The organism is Bacillus sp. 95MFCvi2.1 (assembly GCF_000374965.1).
Lineage (GTDB): Bacteria > Bacillota > Bacilli > Bacillales > Bacillaceae_G > Bacillus_A > Bacillus_A pseudomycoides.
In genome coordinates, this window is sequence record NZ_KB895690.1 from 195,042 (window position 1) to 211,753 (window position 16,712).

At 31.3% G+C, this 16,712-nt stretch carries 17 protein-coding genes; 11 read left to right on the forward strand and 6 right to left on the reverse strand.

Features of this window, described 5'->3' with window-relative positions:
- Nucleotides 1-47 precede the first annotated feature (47 nt).
- The 3 genes from C568_RS0101000 to C568_RS0101010 all read right to left on the reverse strand — a co-directional run bounded on the left by C568_RS0101000 (nucleotide 48) and on the right by C568_RS0101010 (nucleotide 3,495).
- Nucleotides 48-1,058, reverse strand: coding sequence for a D-alanyl-D-alanine carboxypeptidase family protein (locus C568_RS0101000; RefSeq protein WP_018780493.1), 1,011 nt, complete (start codon nucleotides 1,056-1,058; stop codon nucleotides 48-50).
- A gap of 597 nt (nucleotides 1,059-1,655) precedes the next feature.
- Entirely contained in the window at nucleotides 1,656-2,813 is a 1,158-nt protein-coding gene (locus tag C568_RS0101005; protein WP_018780494.1) for a sensor histidine kinase, read from the reverse strand.
- A complete protein-coding gene (locus tag C568_RS0101010; protein ID WP_029426830.1) occupies nucleotides 2,803-3,495 on the reverse strand; it encodes a response regulator transcription factor in 693 nt (230 codons plus the stop codon). The genes C568_RS0101005 and C568_RS0101010 overlap by 11 nt, the downstream gene beginning before the upstream one ends.
- A 475-nt stretch (nucleotides 3,496-3,970) precedes the next feature.
- Between C568_RS0101010 and mtnN the strand changes: the two genes are divergently transcribed.
- The 6 genes from mtnN to C568_RS0101040 all read left to right on the forward strand — a co-directional run bounded on the left by mtnN (nucleotide 3,971) and on the right by C568_RS0101040 (nucleotide 9,314).
- Entirely contained in the window at nucleotides 3,971-4,678 is a 708-nt protein-coding gene (gene mtnN / locus C568_RS0101015; protein ID WP_018780495.1) for a 5'-methylthioadenosine/S-adenosylhomocysteine nucleosidase, read from the forward strand.
- 46 nt (nucleotides 4,679-4,724) lie between these two features.
- Nucleotides 4,725-5,360: an SDR family oxidoreductase gene (locus C568_RS0101020; RefSeq protein WP_018780496.1), complete on the forward strand. Its 636-nt coding sequence runs from the start codon at nucleotides 4,725-4,727 to the stop codon at nucleotides 5,358-5,360.
- A gap of 26 nt (nucleotides 5,361-5,386) precedes the next feature.
- Nucleotides 5,387-6,238: a GNAT family N-acetyltransferase gene (locus C568_RS0101025; RefSeq protein WP_029426831.1), complete on the forward strand. Its 852-nt coding sequence runs from the start codon at nucleotides 5,387-5,389 to the stop codon at nucleotides 6,236-6,238.
- 168 nt (nucleotides 6,239-6,406) lie between these two features.
- Complete coding sequence (locus C568_RS0101030; protein ID WP_018780498.1) at nucleotides 6,407-6,904, forward strand: SRPBCC family protein; 498 nt, start codon at nucleotides 6,407-6,409, stop codon at nucleotides 6,902-6,904.
- Nucleotides 6,905-7,366: 462 nt separating this feature from the next.
- Nucleotides 7,367-7,945 (forward strand): GNAT family N-acetyltransferase, encoded by a 579-nt coding sequence (locus tag C568_RS0101035; RefSeq protein ID WP_018780499.1) that lies wholly within the window; start codon nucleotides 7,367-7,369, stop codon nucleotides 7,943-7,945.
- A 562-nt stretch (nucleotides 7,946-8,507) separates the two neighbouring features.
- A complete protein-coding gene (locus C568_RS0101040) occupies nucleotides 8,508-9,314 on the forward strand; it encodes an N-acetylmuramoyl-L-alanine amidase family protein (protein WP_018780500.1) in 807 nt (268 codons plus the stop codon).
- Between the two features lie 485 nt (nucleotides 9,315-9,799).
- Here the strand turns inward: C568_RS0101040 and C568_RS0101045 are convergent, their stop codons facing one another.
- Nucleotides 9,800-11,485 carry a M3 family oligoendopeptidase gene (locus C568_RS0101045; RefSeq protein WP_018780501.1) on the reverse strand — a complete coding sequence of 562 codons (1,686 nt, stop codon included), beginning with the start codon at nucleotides 11,483-11,485 and terminating at the stop codon, nucleotides 9,800-9,802.
- 17 nt (nucleotides 11,486-11,502) lie between these two features.
- On the reverse strand, nucleotides 11,503-12,441 hold the full coding sequence (locus tag C568_RS0101050; protein ID WP_018780502.1) for a DMT family transporter: 939 nt from the start codon (nucleotides 12,439-12,441) through the stop codon (nucleotides 11,503-11,505).
- A 125-nt stretch (nucleotides 12,442-12,566) separates the two neighbouring features.
- Here C568_RS0101050 and C568_RS0101055 point away from each other — a divergent pair, with 125 nt between their 5' ends.
- The 4 genes from C568_RS0101055 (at nucleotide 12,567) to C568_RS0101070 (ending at nucleotide 15,635) form a co-directional block, all read left to right on the forward strand.
- Nucleotides 12,567-13,940, forward strand: coding sequence for an aminotransferase-like domain-containing protein (locus C568_RS0101055; protein ID WP_018780503.1), 1,374 nt, complete (start codon nucleotides 12,567-12,569; stop codon nucleotides 13,938-13,940).
- Nucleotides 13,941-13,950: 10 nt separating this feature from the next.
- Complete coding sequence (locus tag C568_RS0101060) at nucleotides 13,951-14,298, forward strand: hypothetical protein (RefSeq protein ID WP_018780504.1); 348 nt, start codon at nucleotides 13,951-13,953, stop codon at nucleotides 14,296-14,298.
- A 12-nt stretch (nucleotides 14,299-14,310) separates the two neighbouring features.
- Nucleotides 14,311-15,189 carry an SDR family oxidoreductase gene (locus C568_RS0101065; RefSeq protein WP_018780505.1) on the forward strand — a complete coding sequence of 293 codons (879 nt, stop codon included), beginning with the start codon at nucleotides 14,311-14,313 and terminating at the stop codon, nucleotides 15,187-15,189.
- 209 nt (nucleotides 15,190-15,398) lie between these two features.
- A complete protein-coding gene (locus C568_RS0101070; protein ID WP_006094922.1) occupies nucleotides 15,399-15,635 on the forward strand; it encodes a DUF3947 family protein in 237 nt (78 codons plus the stop codon).
- A gap of 26 nt (nucleotides 15,636-15,661) precedes the next feature.
- On the opposite strand, the gene C568_RS0101075 is transcribed toward C568_RS0101070, so the two are convergent.
- Complete coding sequence (locus tag C568_RS0101075) at nucleotides 15,662-15,877, reverse strand: spore germination protein (RefSeq protein WP_017149453.1); 216 nt, start codon at nucleotides 15,875-15,877, stop codon at nucleotides 15,662-15,664.
- Nucleotides 15,878-16,197: 320 nt separating this feature from the next.
- On the opposite strand from C568_RS0101075, the gene C568_RS0101080 reads away from it, so the two are divergent.
- Nucleotides 16,198-16,650, forward strand: coding sequence for a CHRD domain-containing protein (locus tag C568_RS0101080; protein WP_080740374.1), 453 nt, complete (start codon nucleotides 16,198-16,200; stop codon nucleotides 16,648-16,650).
- Nucleotides 16,651-16,712 lie beyond the last annotated feature (62 nt).

Sequence of the window (16,712 nt, forward strand, 5' to 3'; positions counted from 1 at the left end):
TTTTAGAAAATACAAGCCGGTTTTTTTATGTGAAAGAGGCTTTTTAGTTAAAAATCCTCTGAATCTTTTTTTCGTATATGTACGAATAGTGAAATGGCAATAATAACAAAAATTATTATTGTTTGTAAAAATAGATTTTTAAACTGAAGCAGAGATATCCACGATATCAAATAATCCTTAACAGATTGAAGAGATGGAAGGTGAGTAGGCTCGGAACCATAAGTAAATAGTTTTTTTGTTTCGATAAAAGCACTATTTTCTCCATTTGCCTCCATTACAATCGAAATAAACCTCTTGTTTCCTTGTTTTGCTGTACTAGCAAAACTATATCCAGCAGGATTTGAAAAGCTAGTTTGTAAACCATCGACTCCTTTGAATTTTATTTTACTATCAAGTGAATACAACATTTTATTTGTATTGAAAACATGTATATCTTTGAAGGTGAATTGATAAGAAGTTAATTGGGTGATTTCTAATATCATAGGATAATCCTTTATTAAATGCTGGGCTAGTTTCGAGGCATCTAAGGCTGTTATTTTAGATTCTTCTTGTTTATTTATTACGCCGGTTGCATTTGCAAAATACGTTTTATTAGATAATCCTAATTGTGTCGCTTTTTCATTCATTAAATTTGTAAAGTCTTGTTCGCTTTTTGAAATATGTTCTGTTAAAAATACGGCCGCACTATTATCAGATGCAAGAACCATTGCATGAAACAAATCTCGAATCGTTATTTGATCTTCAAAAGTTATATCGATATTATTTCCTTCCATTTGAATGGAAGAATTACTTATTTTCACACGATCATCCCACTTGATTTTTCCTTTTTGTATTTGTTCTAACACAATATACTCTGTCATCATTTTTGATAAACTTGCTGAGGAGAAAGGGGTATCTTCATTTTTTTTATATACAATCTCTTCTGATGTTGCATCTATTAAAATAGCTGATTTCGCTTTAATTGAAGGTCCGTTTACATAGAAATAAAAATAAAAAACAAGAATTGCAGTAATAAGAAAAGACAATATAAGAAGCACCAAATTCTTAAAATGTTGCATAAGCTATCCTCCTTGTATATCGATATTACTAGTGTAAAAATTAATCTTTAACTAGGAGGAAAGAAAAGGTAAAGAATTTCTAAAGAATTATAAGGAATATATAAATTTTGGATAATTATGGTCATCATGAGGAAATAAACATGTATTTTCACTCACATTTAAACATAAAGAAGATTTAGTAGTAGAGGACAGGAATGAATTAGTAATGGATAAATTAAGAATTCTTAAAGAGTAAATTTTTTCAATTTATTTAACGTAGAAGTAAATTATGAAGTGGAAGTAACAGTTAGAGGTGGAGAATTTTCTTAAGTACAGTGGGGAAAGTGAAGAATCATTTGGAATTATTGGAAAAAATCAACTTTCGCAGGTACAAACTGTTATTTAATACAATCTACTTAAATAAACAAACTGATTCCAAATCAGTTTGTTTATTTCTCACTATTCTTTAGTCCCTAAAACATCTGTATTTGGAGGCTCATAACCCATCTGGCGTGCCATAGCTACAATAAAATCACTATTATATTTAGAATATAGTACTTTTCTTGTTCTAATAGGTGATTTTTTTAGTGGATTTTTAGTTGTTGAGATAAATGCTTTTTATTGCTTATATGAAAGAAGCTTCACAGTAAATGTTGTTTGTTCAGTATCGCTATATACCTCAATCGTTCCATCGTGAATCTCCACAATACTTTTTGCAATCGCTAATCCAAGGCCTGATCCTCCTGTGTATGCAGAACGGGATTTTTCAACACGATAGAAGCGTTCAAAAATATGTGCTAAATCTGTACTTGGGATAGGCTGTCCGTAATTTGTAATATCGATTACAATCATGTTTCCGTCTTGATAAGCTGTTATATCAATAAATTTCCCATCATTACCATACGTTATAGCATTCATAATTAAGTTCTCAAATACACGTACTAATTTATCTCCATCAGCAAGGACCATAAGTTTTTCTGGTGGAAATGAAAGTCTACACTCAATATTGGCTTCTTGGAATTGCATACGAAATTGAACAGATAGTTGACCAAGTAGTTCAATTATATCAATAAGTACAGTATTTAGTTGTAACTCGTTATTTTGAACACGCGTATACTCAAATAAGTCATTCATTAGCATGTTTAATCGATTTACTTTGTCATAAATAACTTGAATATAATGACGTAATTCTACTTCATCTCTGTAATTATCATGATGTATGAGATTAACATAGCCAACTATGGATGTTAGCGGTGTCCGTAAGTCATGTGATACATTTGTGATGAGTTCACTTTTGGCTTGTTCAGTTTGACGTTCTTCTTCAATTGAAACTTTTAACTGCTCTACAATGTGATTGACACCAGTTGCTAAGTCTTCTAAATAATTATGTTGTAAAATAGATACTTTATGATTAAAATTACCATCCGCAATATAACGAATTTCGTCAATCATTTGCTTTATGCATACTTCATAATATAGTTTTTTTTCGTGACGATAGAAAATATAAACATAGAATGAAAAAATTGAGAATAAAAACAGATAGGATCCCATCATTGTCCAAAGAGACTCCTTTAATCCCATATACTTTTCGTAGCCGACGATTCTGACAAATTCTCCACTTAATGCCGTTAATGTAAGGGAACTGTCAATTACACTCGTAACAAGACGGGATATGACAACCTCGGTAATTGGTGTAAGCAAAATAGATATTAAAAGCCAAAAAACAATTTTCCATTTCGGAATGACTTTTAATATGTCAAATGTCTCATTTCTCAATTTTATAACCTACTCCCCAAACAGTATGGATGAGTTTTTCACCATTCGTTCCTGTTTCAAGTTTTTCTCTTAGGTTACTAATATGAACCATTACAGTTTTATTGGAACCATAACCATCCTCATTCCAAACTCGTTCAAATATTTCCTCTGAACTAAATACTCTACCAGTATTGCTGGCAAGTAAATATAAGATATCAAATTCAATAGATGTAAGTTTAATATACTCTCCATTCACTTTCACAGTATGATTATGTTTATGTATTTCAACAGAGCGGATGCGAATAATACCATCATCATTAAGTGATGTAACTTGTTGGAATGAAGATCTACGTAATAGCGCTTTAACTCTAGCTATTAATTCTAATGGATTAAAGGGCTTAATCATATAATCATCTGCACCTGTCATAAGACCTAGGATTTTATCCATATCTTCGGCTTTTGCACTTAGCATAAGAATAGGTACCGTATTTTCTTCTCTAACTTGCTGGCAAACTTCTAGTCCATTTCGTTTTGGCATCATAATATCTAATATCATAAGGTCAATCTGATAAAGTGAGAGCATGTGTAACGCTTCATCACCATCATATGCTTTATAAATGCTGTAGCCTTCATTTCGTAAATAAACGGCTAGTAATTCTACAATTTCTTTATCATCATCAATAATTAAAATGTTTCTTTCCATCATATACTTAATTCCTTTCTTTGCATTCCCTCATCATTAATATAATAACAAACATTTAGGCATTTGGGAGTTAAGATCATACATAAAATTTCATGTAATGTATTGAAAAGAATTAAAAAAATACATCACTAATAAAAACAACAGGATAATTTGTTTCCTTATGATATGTTGAAACAAAGTTTTATTGAGGAGAAAGTAGCGTGTTACATAAAAAACTATATACATTTGAATCCAGTGGAGCTTGGAAAAGTGATATAAAAAAGTTTTTATTAGATTAGGATTTGAAATATAAAATAAGTGGAATTTGAATTATTTAAAAGGAATAGTAGATTAGAAAGGATCTAGAAGAGGATGTGAAGTACTTACGAAGAATAAAGAATTAATAAGGTATTTACATAAAAAGTGGATTCCATGTTATGAGCGAAAAAACATTGGTGAATTATTCAAATGAAAATAGGGGGAAGTGAAAAGTGTAATGAAACGTATTGCAATTGTATCCGCATGGGAACCAGAGCTTACATACTTGTATCAGTATTATCCAAGCCATCGTGTAGAAAAACGAGCTGCTTGGGAATTTCATTTTCATTCTATAAATGAATTAGAAATAATCTCTGTAGTTACTGGTGTTGGAAAAGTGAACTGTGCTAGTTGCGTACAGTTACTAATAAGTGAATTTAAGCCTGAACAGTTATTTATGACAGGCATTTGCGGAAGTTTATCTGAGAAAGTAAAGAATGGTCATATTGTTGTTGCACTTAACACACTACAGCATGATGTAACCGCTGCGGGAACAGGAACGGATAGTTTCGATTTATATACTGGTAGAGCAGCTCCTATTGAAACAACGAAATACCTTGTAAGACAAATAAAAAAAGTGCGTGCTTATGATCCAGTACATTTTGGAACTTTCATATCCGGAGATCAGCGTATTCGCAGTACGGAAATGAGATATTTACTACATACTGTATATGGTGCAATAGCTGTTGATCAAGAAATAGCTGCTTTTGCATACGTATGTCATGTGAATAAAAAGCCTTTTCTTTGTTTGAAAGCAGCTTCAGATCAGGCAAATGATAAAACTGTAGAGGAACAAAAGGTGTTTAAAATGTTAGCCTGTGAGAGAGCATGTGAATATTTAATTGCGTTTTTACGCGTTTACGAATTAACTACATCTCATCAATAATACGATATATAAATCTATATCCTTTAAAAGGAGCCTAACTTTAGTCATGAAAATAATAAATAAAGTAGCAATTATCGGTGCAAACGGAAAGGCTGGTAAATACCTTATAACTCAAGCACTACAAGAAGGATACTTTGTACGAATTCTCACACGAAATCCACAAATATTTAAAATATCGCATAAACATTTGGAAGTTGTAAAAGGAGATGCTCGCGATATTTCTGCAATACGTCGATTACTACAAGGCTGCAAGGCTGTTATTAATGCAGTGGGGAAACCTAAAAAAGAATCATATATATTTAGTACGGTGACAAATCATATTTTAAAAGTAATGGAAGAATACAGAATCAAGCGATATATTCTTGTTTCTGGAGGATCATTGGATGTACAAGGAGATCAAAAGAGTATATTAAATAAACTAGGAGCAATGTTATTTCGTGTGTTTCTTTCGAATATGATGAAAGATAAGTATAAGGAATTACAAGTGATACAAAATAGCAATGTGGATTGGACTATTGTGCGGTTACCTTTTGTTGTAGACGGACAAGGGAGTGGTAAAATCAAAGAGAGTATCAGAGATTTACCAGGGATTAAGATTCAAAATGGAGATATTGCGCCGTTTGTTATAAAGCAAATTAATGATGAAATGTATAGCAGAAAATGTCCATTTATTTCAAATTAGTGGGAAAGGTAGATGAAAATTTTACTATGTTTCATTATAAAAAATGTAGCGAAGCAGATATAGATTTAGTATACGAAGCTTTTCGAGATGGTTTTTCTGATTACATTATAAAGATGGAAGTTTCAAAAGAAGACTTTATAAAAAGATTTTTCGGTCCAGAAGGTAATAAACTTAAGCATTCTTATATAGCGTTAGATGAAAATAAATCAATTGGAGTTATACTTGGTGGAATTAAAGAATATGAAAGTATAAAAACAATGCGATGTGGCACATTAGCGCTTCATCCGGACTATCGTGGGGTTGGCGTTAGTCATAAATTATTTGAATTTCATAAAGAAGAAGCGATAAAAAATGGATGTCAGCAACTTTTTCTTGAAGTCATTGTCGGTAATGATAGAGCGATTCAATTTTATACGAAGTTAGGGTATGAAAAAGTATATGATCTGTCTTACTATAATTTGAGGGACACTTCTATTTTGACAAGTAAGAGTGTACAAAATATAGAAATAAGGCAAATTAAGTTTGGCGAATTTCAAAACGGTATACAAAAATGGTTAAACTTCCATATAAATTGGCAAAATGATATCGATTATATGGAGAAAACTGAAAATAATACGTATTATGGAGCTTATATTAATGATGATTTAAAAGGATGTATATGTGTTAGTGACAATGGTAAGATAAGTTTATTATTTGTTGATAAAAAATATAGAAGAATTAGAGTGGCTACAAGTCTATTACAAACTGTAAGCAAAGAATTACAGCTTCCCAGTCTTTCTATTGGATTCCCTAATAATGGTTTACTTGAAGGATTTGTAAAAAAATGCGGATTCGAGAAAAGTTCGTTGGCTCAGTATGAAATGTATTATACATTGTAACGTTTAGAGGAAAATAGAAAAATCTTTTAGCTGCATACTTTAAAAGAAACTGAAGGATTTATATTTTTATAGACATCATAAGTTTTTATTTGCTTTTTCATGTGTTTTGTGTGAAATTTTAAAAAACGAGCGTATGTTTGTTTTTCGAGTTTAAATGGAGGTATGACTATGTTAGCTCTAATAGAGAAAATAGATAATGAATATGTAGCTCAATTTAACCGTTCATTAAATCATGCAGTAGAACAAGTTTGGGCTGTATTAACAGAGAATGATAAACTAGCAAGATGGATGCCAAACCTTTATGTAGAGAATCTACGAAAAGGAGGTATTATAAAATTTGATATGATGGATGGCTCAGGGAATTTTATTGATATTAATATTTTAGACTGTCAAGTAAATTCTGTATTAGAATTTACTTGGGGAGAAGATCGTGTTCGATTTGAAGTACATAAAAATTCAGATGGTTGTCTATTAATATTAAAGGAATTTATTCATGAAATAAATGAACACACACCAAAAGATTTATCTGGATGGCATATATGTTTAGAAATTTTTTCTTCTGTATTAGATGGTCATGACATGGATTTTCCAAAAGATGAATGGGAAAAATGGTATAAAAGATATAAGTTAGTGATTAATAAAATCGAAAATAATGATTTAAATTAATCGTATTATTATGTGATAATTACAGATTAAAAAAGCTTTTATCGTGAAATAAAAACTGTTGATTATATGATGGGATGAAATAAATACAGAAAAGAGTACATAATTGTTAACAATAATAAAAAACAGCACATAAGTTTGATTTGCAATGTTCTCGACAAAAAATGATTAAATTACATTTCTCTTAGATTGATTAACTGATGCCTAATACAAAAAGCAACAAAACAGGAGAAAACTTGCTTTGTTGCTTTTTAAATACACTTAAATTTCATAAAGAGGAACACAGTGTAGATTGCAATATAAATGTAAAATTAGCACAAATTATCAAAAAAAACTTTTGTTTGAATTATAAAATGTGAATATACAGAGGGTTGAGGAATGTATCACTTTGAAAGAATACAAAACCTAAATATATTGAAAAGAACTTATAAGACCAATTAAGGAATAACCTAAGGAGAGAATAAAATGAATATTGAAATGGTTTTTGGAGATTTCCCAGTATTGGAATCTGTTAATCTAGTATTAAGAAAAATCGAAGAGGTACACTTACAGGAATTATATTCGATCTACGACAATGACAAGGTATTTGAATATTGCGGTATCATTCCTAAACATAACTTACAAACGGTAAGAAAGACGATTGGTCATTTTGATAGGGATTATCATAAAAAAAGCAAAATTAAATGGGGTATCTTTCAGAAGAATCAAAGTGATAAATTGGTTGGAATTATTGAATCTATGGATTTTAATCAAAAAGTGAACATGGTATCTATTGGATACTTTTTGGCAGAGGATTATTGGGGTAAGGGCATTGCAACTGAATCTGTTCGTATGGTAGTAAAATTTTTATTTGAAGAAATTAATGTAAACAGAATTCAAGCGGAGGTCATGCCTGTAAACGAGGTTTCAAAGAAAGTCCTCTTAAAGAACGGTTTTATAAAAGAAGGGGTGTTAAGACAAGCTTCTTTATGGTCTGGTAAAGGAGTGATTGATTTGGAAATATACGGAATCCTTAAAGAGGACTACATACAAAATTTCAATTAAAATGATACACCTATTTATTTTCATCTCGCTTTAATGGGATAAAATTTAAAGAAAGAAAAAAGTTAGGTAGTGGATAAAACCGCGCTGATTAAAGTTTCACTTTATCAAGTAGTATTAATGTAGGTGTTATTAAATCTGATTATATCAAGATTTTATTATGTAATTATAATACCTTAAAAATAGAATTATAGATACAATTAACCCCCTAGGTAATGGAGAATTGATTCTCACGTTATGTCATTGTTTAAATTAAATTTGTTCTTCGAAATAATAGTAATATATAGGAGAGACTAATGTTTAAAATAAGAGGTTTTTCAAAGCTATAATGAACAGAGTGGAGAAATGAAACTTTGGAGTCGTCCTGATTTTTTTATTATTTAATTCTTATTATTATGAAAAACTTTTTTGCGAGGCAATATGTTTTTCTGAAACCATTTTATACGTAACTTGTTATATCCAAGTTCCAATGTTTTTATATTCGAACTACAATCATTGTGGTAATATATTTTAATAGAGTATATTTTTACCAAATTACTCTTAACATTATCATAGGGGGATACATATGAAAAAAAGAATAGTTTCAGTTATTTTATCGTCTGCTATTTTATTTCCTACTATTTCACATGCACAGGAAAATTCTAAGCAAGAAAAACAGAATCAAAGATTTCAAAAAACACCTGCTGTACAACAGCAAAAATCAATTCATATAAAAACAGAACTTTCACCAGAAATAAGGAATAGTGATATTAAAGGAAATAAACATGGTATTCAATACTCTAACCAAGAACGTAATACGGTCAAAGCTCCAAGAAATGGATGGTTCTCTTATAATGGATACTGGTATTATTTTAAAAACGGATCGTTATATCATGGTTGGCTACAAGACGGAGGGAAATGGTATTTTTTATTGAATGGTTCCGGGGCAATGGCAACAGGATGGTATAAGGTGGATGGCAAAAACTATTATTTTAATTCCAGTGGTCAAATGCAGACAGGTTGGATACATGACGGTGTAAGTTGGGCATATTTTAAAGCGGACGGCTCACAGCAAACTGGTTGGTTTCAAAACGGTGGGTATTGGTATTATTTACCTAAAGATAAATATATGAGTACTGGCTGGAATCATATTGATGGAAAGCTTTATTATTTTAATTCCAACGGTCAAATGCAAACAGGTTGGATACATGATGGTGTAGGTTGGGCTTATATGAAACAAGATGGATCACAACATGTTGGATGGTTAAAATATGATGGCAAGTGGTATCATTTTTATGCAGGATATCATATGACTAGAGGTTGGATTTTATTAGATGGTTATTATTATTATTTTGATGCAAATGGTATTTTACAATATTCTCAGAAAGCTTGATGTAATTACATAGAAGGAATTTTCTACCCTTTCTTAATGAGTAGGAGTTTATGAGGATTTGTTTATTGAGATTCGATCCCCAGAAGAAGATTTTAATAAGCGGTGTTATCTGATTAAAAGTGAAGGGTTAAAACGAAAAAGCACATCATTGTGCTTTTTTCGTTTTAACAATCATTTAATAGTTCAGTTAGAAGTAAAAGCTTATCCAAAAATATCAAGGCCAATCACTTCATTATTAGCCTCATCGACGACCAAGACAATTTGTTCAGCAAATATCTGAAAGGATCGAATAGTTATTGATTCCTTTAAATCATCATATAAATACCAATCAGTTGGTGTTTTGCTTGTAAGTCATCATCTTGAAAGAAATATAATATTATTATGTAAACTAATAATAATAAACTAAGACTCTATTTTGAAAAATATAATTTCAAAATAGAGTCTTTTAGTACAGGTTAAATTAAATAAAACGTAGGCTTAATTACTCATATTTTTTCTAATAACGCTAATTCCTCTTCAACAAAACACATCAAATCCTTAATTGTTTCACCAGAAAAGTCAAATCGAATTCCAGCTGCTTCATATACTGTTTTTACAGACTTAGAACTACCTAAAGATAAAGCTTTTTTATAGTTTTGCAATGCTTGCTGAGGGTTTTCTTTATATTGTTTATACATTTGTAAAGCGCCAATTTGTGCAATTGCGTATTCAATATAATAGAAGGGTACTTCAAAAATATGTAGAATAGATAACCATTGTGCGACGATCCAATTTTTATAGCCATCTGTATTTACGATGCTTGAATTATATACAGAAGAAAGTTCTAAAAACTTAGCATTTCTTTCTTCGACAGTATGAGTTGGATTCTCATACAACCAGTGTTGAAATTGATCAATAATCAGTGTAATTGGTAAATACTCTATAATTTGTGTTAATTGTTCTCGCTTAGCTTGTTTAAAATCTTCTTGATTATTATAAAAAACATCCCAGTTGTTCATTGTAAATAGTTCCATTGTCATACTTGCTAATTCAGCAGTCTCCATTGGTAAATGTTGATATTGATGTATCGAAATATCTTTCATTAAATTATGATGAATACAGTGACCCATCTCATGTAAGAAAACAACAACATCATCTTGTGTTTTTGTTAAATTCATAAAAATAAATGATAACTTAGATGCGGGCAAATATTCACAAAATCCACCAGGTGCTTTCCCTTTTCTGCTTTCCAAATCTAGATGGTTATGCATTTTTTCTAGAAGAGCTGAAAAACTTGAATCAATCTCTGCGAAAAGTGTTTTGCTTTTTTCTATTAATTCATTTTCATTTTTTACAGGGTGTAAAGGTTTATGATCTGCAGGTACAGCATGTATATCCCACGGACGTAACGTATCTACCCCAAGCTTTTCCTGTAATTCTTTATGCATTTTTTCTTGAAGCGGCACAACGTATTTACGAATAGATTCAGCGAATTTATTGCATTGTTCGGCCGTATAATCAAAACGCTCGTATTTTTTAAACATGTAGTCACGATAATTCATTAAACCAACGTTCCTAGCTTTTTTTGTTCGAAGCACAATTAACTGATTTAAGATTTCTTGAATTTCATTCTCTACGGATAAAAACTTTTCAGAGATAGCAGTCATCGCTTTTTGACGAATGTTTCGATCAGAATCTTGTAGATATATTCTTAATTCAGAAAGGTTTACCTCTTCACCGCCCCACATAGAAGAGAGATTACCAGTGATTTCAAAATATCTTGTTATTAACTCATCTTCAGTAACCTCTAAACTAATATTTTCTTCGTTAAAGAGGCTTCGAATGTTTTGGATTTTTGTATCTAAGAATCCAAACTGAGAGGGATCTAACTGGAAGCGATAGGGTGATTCATAATATTTTTGATCTAGTAGACTTTTATAACGTTTTAATGTAGGCTGTACATTTTTTTGATCAAAGTCAAAAGCTTCTTTTACCTTTATATCATTTGTATTTCGTTGAAAAGCAATATAATGTTGCATGAGTTGCTCATTGATAGAATTTAAAGTCTGTGATTGTTGTATTAACCAATTCTCAAGTTCTTGATTAGAAGATATTGATACGTTTAATAATGTATCCAATTCTTTTGTTAGTTCAGCTATATTACTAATATTAATAGGCATTACCTGCTGCATGAAAAACCCCTCGCTTTTTATTTACTAATAGAGGTATTCTTTTCTTTTATATGAATTCCTTTTTTACCTAGGAAGTTTGTACCTACTATACCAAGAACAATCATTATGGCCCCAACGATATGATAGTATGCAATGTGTTCGTGTAAGAATAATACTCCTGCAATAATTGTAATAAGTGTAGATAGATTACTAAAGACACTCATTTTAGCTGCTTCCATATAAGACAATGAATAATTTAATAAAAATGCTGTTAGCAAAGAAGACAATAATCCTAAATATAAAATAGATATAAGAAATGTTCCGTTTGTAAATGGTTTAAAGTATATATTTACAGTACCTTCATTCATATGTTCAATGATAGCGATTAAATTGAAACTAAGAAACCCAATCATTGTCATCATATATGTTAAGTCTATTAACTTAAATTTCTTTGTCATTTTTCGTGCTAAAACATTGTAGCAAGCAGATGATAACGCTGATAGCAGAATAAAAGCAACTCCTATAAAACTAGTCTCATGAGTTCCTGTGCCATTCATAACAAATATATAAATAACACCAATTACAGAAATGAGTACAGATATTTTTTGCCATGCATTTGTAAATTCTTTTAAAAAGTAAGAAGCGAAAATCATTGTGAATATCGGAATGACAGCTTGGATAATCCCAGCTTCAGACGAGCTTGTATATACTAAGCCGAAAGCCTGGAACGCAAAGAATAATGCTGGGTAAAAGATTGCTAGTGGTAAAAGTGAAAGTATGTTTTTAAATGAAATATTTAATTTTACAAAACCAAAAATGATAGGAATAGTTGCTATTAAAAAAGCAACTGTAAAACGGTGTGCAAGTGTATCGAGAGGAGTTGTAACCGTTAATGCTAATTTCACAAACATAAATGAAAATCCGATAATAAAGGCATATACTAATGCGGCTGTATATGCTTTAGTTGTGTTTTTCATAATTTCACCTCATATAATTGATTTACTACTGGCCAGTATATGTACATGGTAATCTTTCTGAATCGGTGCTACAATGTGAACAAATACAAACTGTACCGGTACAAAATGGACGTTGAGGTGTAATCATGTATAAATATTTAAATGTATTAAATGATTTAGAAAGCATGATTCAAAAAGGAGAGATAAAAGAAGGTAGGAAATTACCGTCTATACGTTCACTCGTATCACAATATGAGTGCAACAAAGCAACCATTATACGTGCACTTCATGAATTAGAGAAGCGCCATATTATTTATTCCGTACCTCAAAGTGGATATTATGTGGTGAAAAAAATGGGGGATTATGAAGAAGATGAAACAGAGAATTTTGATTTTGCATCTTCAGCTCCAGATCCTGATGTATTTCCTTACTTAGATTTTCAACATTGTATTAATAAGGCAATTGATACGTATAAGAATGATTTGTTTATATATGGTACACCTAAAGGGCTGCCATCTTTAATTTCAATTGTGCAAAAACAACTAGCGAACTATCAAGTTTTCGCAAAAGAAGAAAATATCTTTATCACCTCAGGAGTGCAGCAAGCTCTAGTTATATTAACTTCAATACCCTTTCCAAATCAAAATGAAACGATACTTATTGAGCAACCGAGTTATCACTTATTTATTGAATATCTAGAAACAAATCGGACTCCTGTAATCGGAATAAAACGCACTGCTAAAGGTATTGATTTATTTGAGTTAGAAAAGATATTTCGAACGGGAAAGATAAAATTCTTTTATACCATCCCAAGATTTCATCATCCACTCGGCACTTCATATTCTAAGAAGGAAAAAGAAAAGATTATTTCTCTCGCAAAGAAATACAATGTATTTATAGTAGAAGATGATTATTTAGCAGATTTAGAACAAAACCCAAAGGTAGATCCACTATATAGTTACGATAATTCTTCACATGTAATCTATCTAAAAAGTTATTCGAAGATTATTTTCCCTGGATTACGTGTAGGTGTGGCAGTTATTCTTGCTTCTATTGCAGAAGCGTTTCATAAATATAAAAAGCTATTAGATATTGATAGTTCAATGATTTCCCAAGCTGCTTTAGAAATTTACATAAAAAGCGGGATGTTTGAACGACACAAACAAAAAATCCAATTGTCATATTACGCTAGATCTAAGGCGTTATCTGGAGCATTAGAAGAAGCTTATAAAGAAAATCAACATCTGTTTTGTAAAACAGAAAGCAAAATAGGAATACATACGTGCTTATCATTACATAAAAGTATTGTTACGGAAACGCTTATTAAAAACTTAGGGCAAAATCAAATATTTATAGAGACTGTTGATAAAAATTATTTGTCTTCTTTCCGTAAAGAAAAACTTTTAAAACTGAATGTATCAAATATGAAAGAAGATAAAATTAGGATAGGAATTCATAGAGTAATCGAGGAAATGAAACAAGTAAATCGTGTAGATTTCCATTTTAAGAAAGACTTATAGGAGGTTTATTATGAAGAAAAACATAATAGCCTTGTTGATATGTATTATCGTAGGAACCGGAGTGATAGTAATGGTTATGTATAATAAAGGAAGTGAAAATTGTAAAGGGGTTGCTATTCATATAAAGTCAGTTATTGTAGATGGCAACAACCTTTCTATATCGAATGTTAAAGTTTATGCAGACTCAATCGTAAATAAAGAACTTGCTATTTCAAATTCAGAAGGTGAGTTCGAATTTTACACTGGTGTTTGTGGTAAGATTACGCTACAATTTGTTACTCCGGATGAGGAAATATATACAAAAAAGTATGATAGAGAGCATGTACCTAAATTAATTAGACTGGAAAATAAACATTAAGGAGAATTGTATATGAAACCATTACAAGGAAAAGTCGCAGTTGTAGCTGGTGCAACGCGTGGTGCTGGAAGAGGTATTGCAATGATGCTTGGTGAAGCAGGAGCAACTGTGTATGTAACAGGAAGAAGTACAAAGGGTAATTTATCATCAATGGGAAGAACAGAAACGATTGAAGAAACAGCAGAGCTTGTTACAAAACAAGGAGGAAAGGGGATTTCCGTACGTGTAGATCACACAGTGGAAGAGGATATTAAAGCATTATTTACAAAAATTCAAGATGAACAAAACGGCAAACTTGATATTTTAGTAAATGATGTTTGGGGCGGAGATCCGCTTACTGAATGGGGAAAACCATTTTGGGAACATGACTTACATAATGGATTACTTATGCAACAACGTGCTGTCCATTCACACATGATGACAAGTTACTATGGTACCCCCCTAATGGTGAACAATAAGAAGGGACTTGTAATTGAAATTACAGATGGTGTCGATTATCAGTACCGTGGTAACCTATATTATAGCTTAGCAAAAATCTCAACCATCCATTTGGCAGAAGCAATGGCGAAAGATTTAGAGGAACATCATATTACTGCTGTTGCGGTAAGTCCTGGATTTCTCCGTTCGGAAGCAATGTTAGATTTATTTGGTGTAACAGAAGAAAATTGGCAAGAAGGTGTAAAGAAAGATCCACACTTTATCGCATCTGAAACACCTTTCTTTATTGGTAGAGCAATCGCTGCTTTAGCAAGTGATTCGAACGTTCATAATAAAACAGGAAAAGCCCTTAGTTCTTGGGGGTTAGCGAGAGAATATGGATTTAAAGATATTGATGGAAGACAACCTGATTGGGGAAAATATTTTGAAGAGAATGTTTTAAAAGGACAATGAGTATTGTATAAAATGAAATGAAGACTAAGAACCATGTATATATCGGTTCTTAGTCTTCATTTTCGTTTGTATAAATATTTTTGCTGCATCTTCATTCCTTCCAACGGTGGACAAAAGGTTGTTAAATATTGTTACGCTTTAGAACTTTTTAAAACTCATATCCATAATATATAAAACAGTGTGTGGATGATTATATAAGAGGGAGTTGAATGAATATGAATGTTCCATATTTTAATAATGAAATTCGAGTTCCTGCTGTAACATATACTTCAGCACAAGGTACACTTCAATCTGTTCAGCAGGCATTACAAGCGCAGGTACAAACAATGCAGATGCAAGGTATGCATTTTGACTATCCGTCTGTACAATATTATTATCCTACGTATATGACTCAGAATGGGATATATTTTTCAACAATTCCAATTGGTGCTGTGTACAATTTATAAAACTGATTTTATTACTCTTAATAAAATTAAGCTGTTCCAACTTGATTTTGATCTGCAACATCAGAATCAAATGTATTCGTTGCACTCACACCGTTAAAGGTATTAGTTATAAAAGCAACATTAGATGATCCTGAACCATTATAGGCTTTTGTATTCTCTTTCGGAGAAACATTATAGAAATCACCTAAGTTAAAAGAACCGTTACTATTTTGAACAACAAGATTTCCGACAACAGAGGGCATAGTCTTCACCTACTTTATTAGATTAGGGATTGTTAAAGTCACTATATGATTTATTTTTGTAAAAGTGCAGCTTAGCATAAAGCGAATTTGAGCGGAAGAGAAATGTATCGTATGAACCAAAGACATCATTGAACAAAAAATGCATAGATTTGTGGAATTGAGATGGACTCTTTTTTATTAATATTTCGTGCTATTTTGATAAATGCATTAAGAAAAAACATTGATAAGATTCCATTAACCCAAGAAAATGTAGTTATCGTTGTGCATCTAAAAGCGATAAATCTATTTATAGTAAAAACGTGCAAGCTGTTTTCTATCAAATGAATAAAATACATTATTTAATGAATAGGGAAGTGAACTATACTTTGTCTAAATGTTTTTTAACTAGATTAACAGGGCGAGAAGAAGTGCCTCTTGTAAAAACAGATGCTTGCGGTTTAGTACTATTTAGATTTAATACTGATTTTACAGGACTTCGATTTAAATTGGTGCTTAATGATATAGAAATATTGACTGCTGTTCACATTCATCTAGGGACGCGAGGCGAAAATGGTCAGGTTGTCGCATTTCTTTTTGGACCAGTAACGCGTGGTATTAGTGTCAATAGAGGAGTGGTAACGGGAATAATTGTAGAAAGTGACCTTACTGGTCCTTTACAAGGTATGTCCTTGTTAGAACTAGCAAGAAAGATGGAAATCGGCAATTCGTATGTAAACGCTCATACGGAAAACCACCCAAACGGAGAAATTCGAGGGCAAATAAAAAGGTTTTAATCTTTCTTAACTGTATATAGTCTGTTCTTACAGGTTATAATTCCATATTTTTATTCCTTATA

Bases quoted from the DNA above. Each gene is read 5' to 3' on its own strand.
- C568_RS0101045 (WP_018780501.1), bottom strand. From the start codon at position 11,485: ATGCAGCAGGTAATGCCTATTAATATTAGTAATATAGCTGAACTAACA.
- C568_RS0101030 (WP_018780498.1), top strand. From the start codon at position 6,407: ATGTTAGCTCTAATAGAGAAAATAGATAATGAATATGTAGCTCAATTT.
- C568_RS0101080 (WP_080740374.1), top strand. From the start codon at position 16,198: ATGAATAAAATACATTATTTAATGAATAGGGAAGTGAACTATACTTTG.
- C568_RS0101065 (WP_018780505.1), top strand. From the start codon at position 14,311: ATGAAACCATTACAAGGAAAAGTCGCAGTTGTAGCTGGTGCAACGCGT.
- C568_RS0101035 (WP_018780499.1), top strand. From the start codon at position 7,367: ATGAATATTGAAATGGTTTTTGGAGATTTCCCAGTATTGGAATCTGTT.
- C568_RS0101060 (WP_018780504.1), top strand. From the start codon at position 13,951: ATGAAGAAAAACATAATAGCCTTGTTGATATGTATTATCGTAGGAACC.
- C568_RS0101010 (WP_029426830.1), bottom strand. From the start codon at position 3,495: ATGGAAAGAAACATTTTAATTATTGATGATGATAAAGAAATTGTAGAA.
- C568_RS0101055 (WP_018780503.1), top strand. From the start codon at position 12,567: ATGTATAAATATTTAAATGTATTAAATGATTTAGAAAGCATGATTCAA.
- C568_RS0101020 (WP_018780496.1), top strand. From the start codon at position 4,725: ATGAAAATAATAAATAAAGTAGCAATTATCGGTGCAAACGGAAAGGCT.
- C568_RS0101050 (WP_018780502.1), bottom strand. From the start codon at position 12,441: ATGAAAAACACAACTAAAGCATATACAGCCGCATTAGTATATGCCTTT.
- C568_RS0101040 (WP_018780500.1), top strand. From the start codon at position 8,508: ATGAAAAAAAGAATAGTTTCAGTTATTTTATCGTCTGCTATTTTATTT.
- C568_RS0101000 (WP_018780493.1), bottom strand. From the start codon at position 1,058: ATGCAACATTTTAAGAATTTGGTGCTTCTTATATTGTCTTTTCTTATT.
- C568_RS0101075 (WP_017149453.1), bottom strand. From the start codon at position 15,877: ATGCCCTCTGTTGTCGGAAATCTTGTTGTTCAAAATAGTAACGGTTCT.
- mtnN (WP_018780495.1), top strand. From the start codon at position 3,971: ATGAAACGTATTGCAATTGTATCCGCATGGGAACCAGAGCTTACATAC.
- C568_RS0101070 (WP_006094922.1), top strand. From the start codon at position 15,399: ATGAATATGAATGTTCCATATTTTAATAATGAAATTCGAGTTCCTGCT.
- C568_RS0101025 (WP_029426831.1), top strand. From the start codon at position 5,387: ATGTTTCATTATAAAAAATGTAGCGAAGCAGATATAGATTTAGTATAC.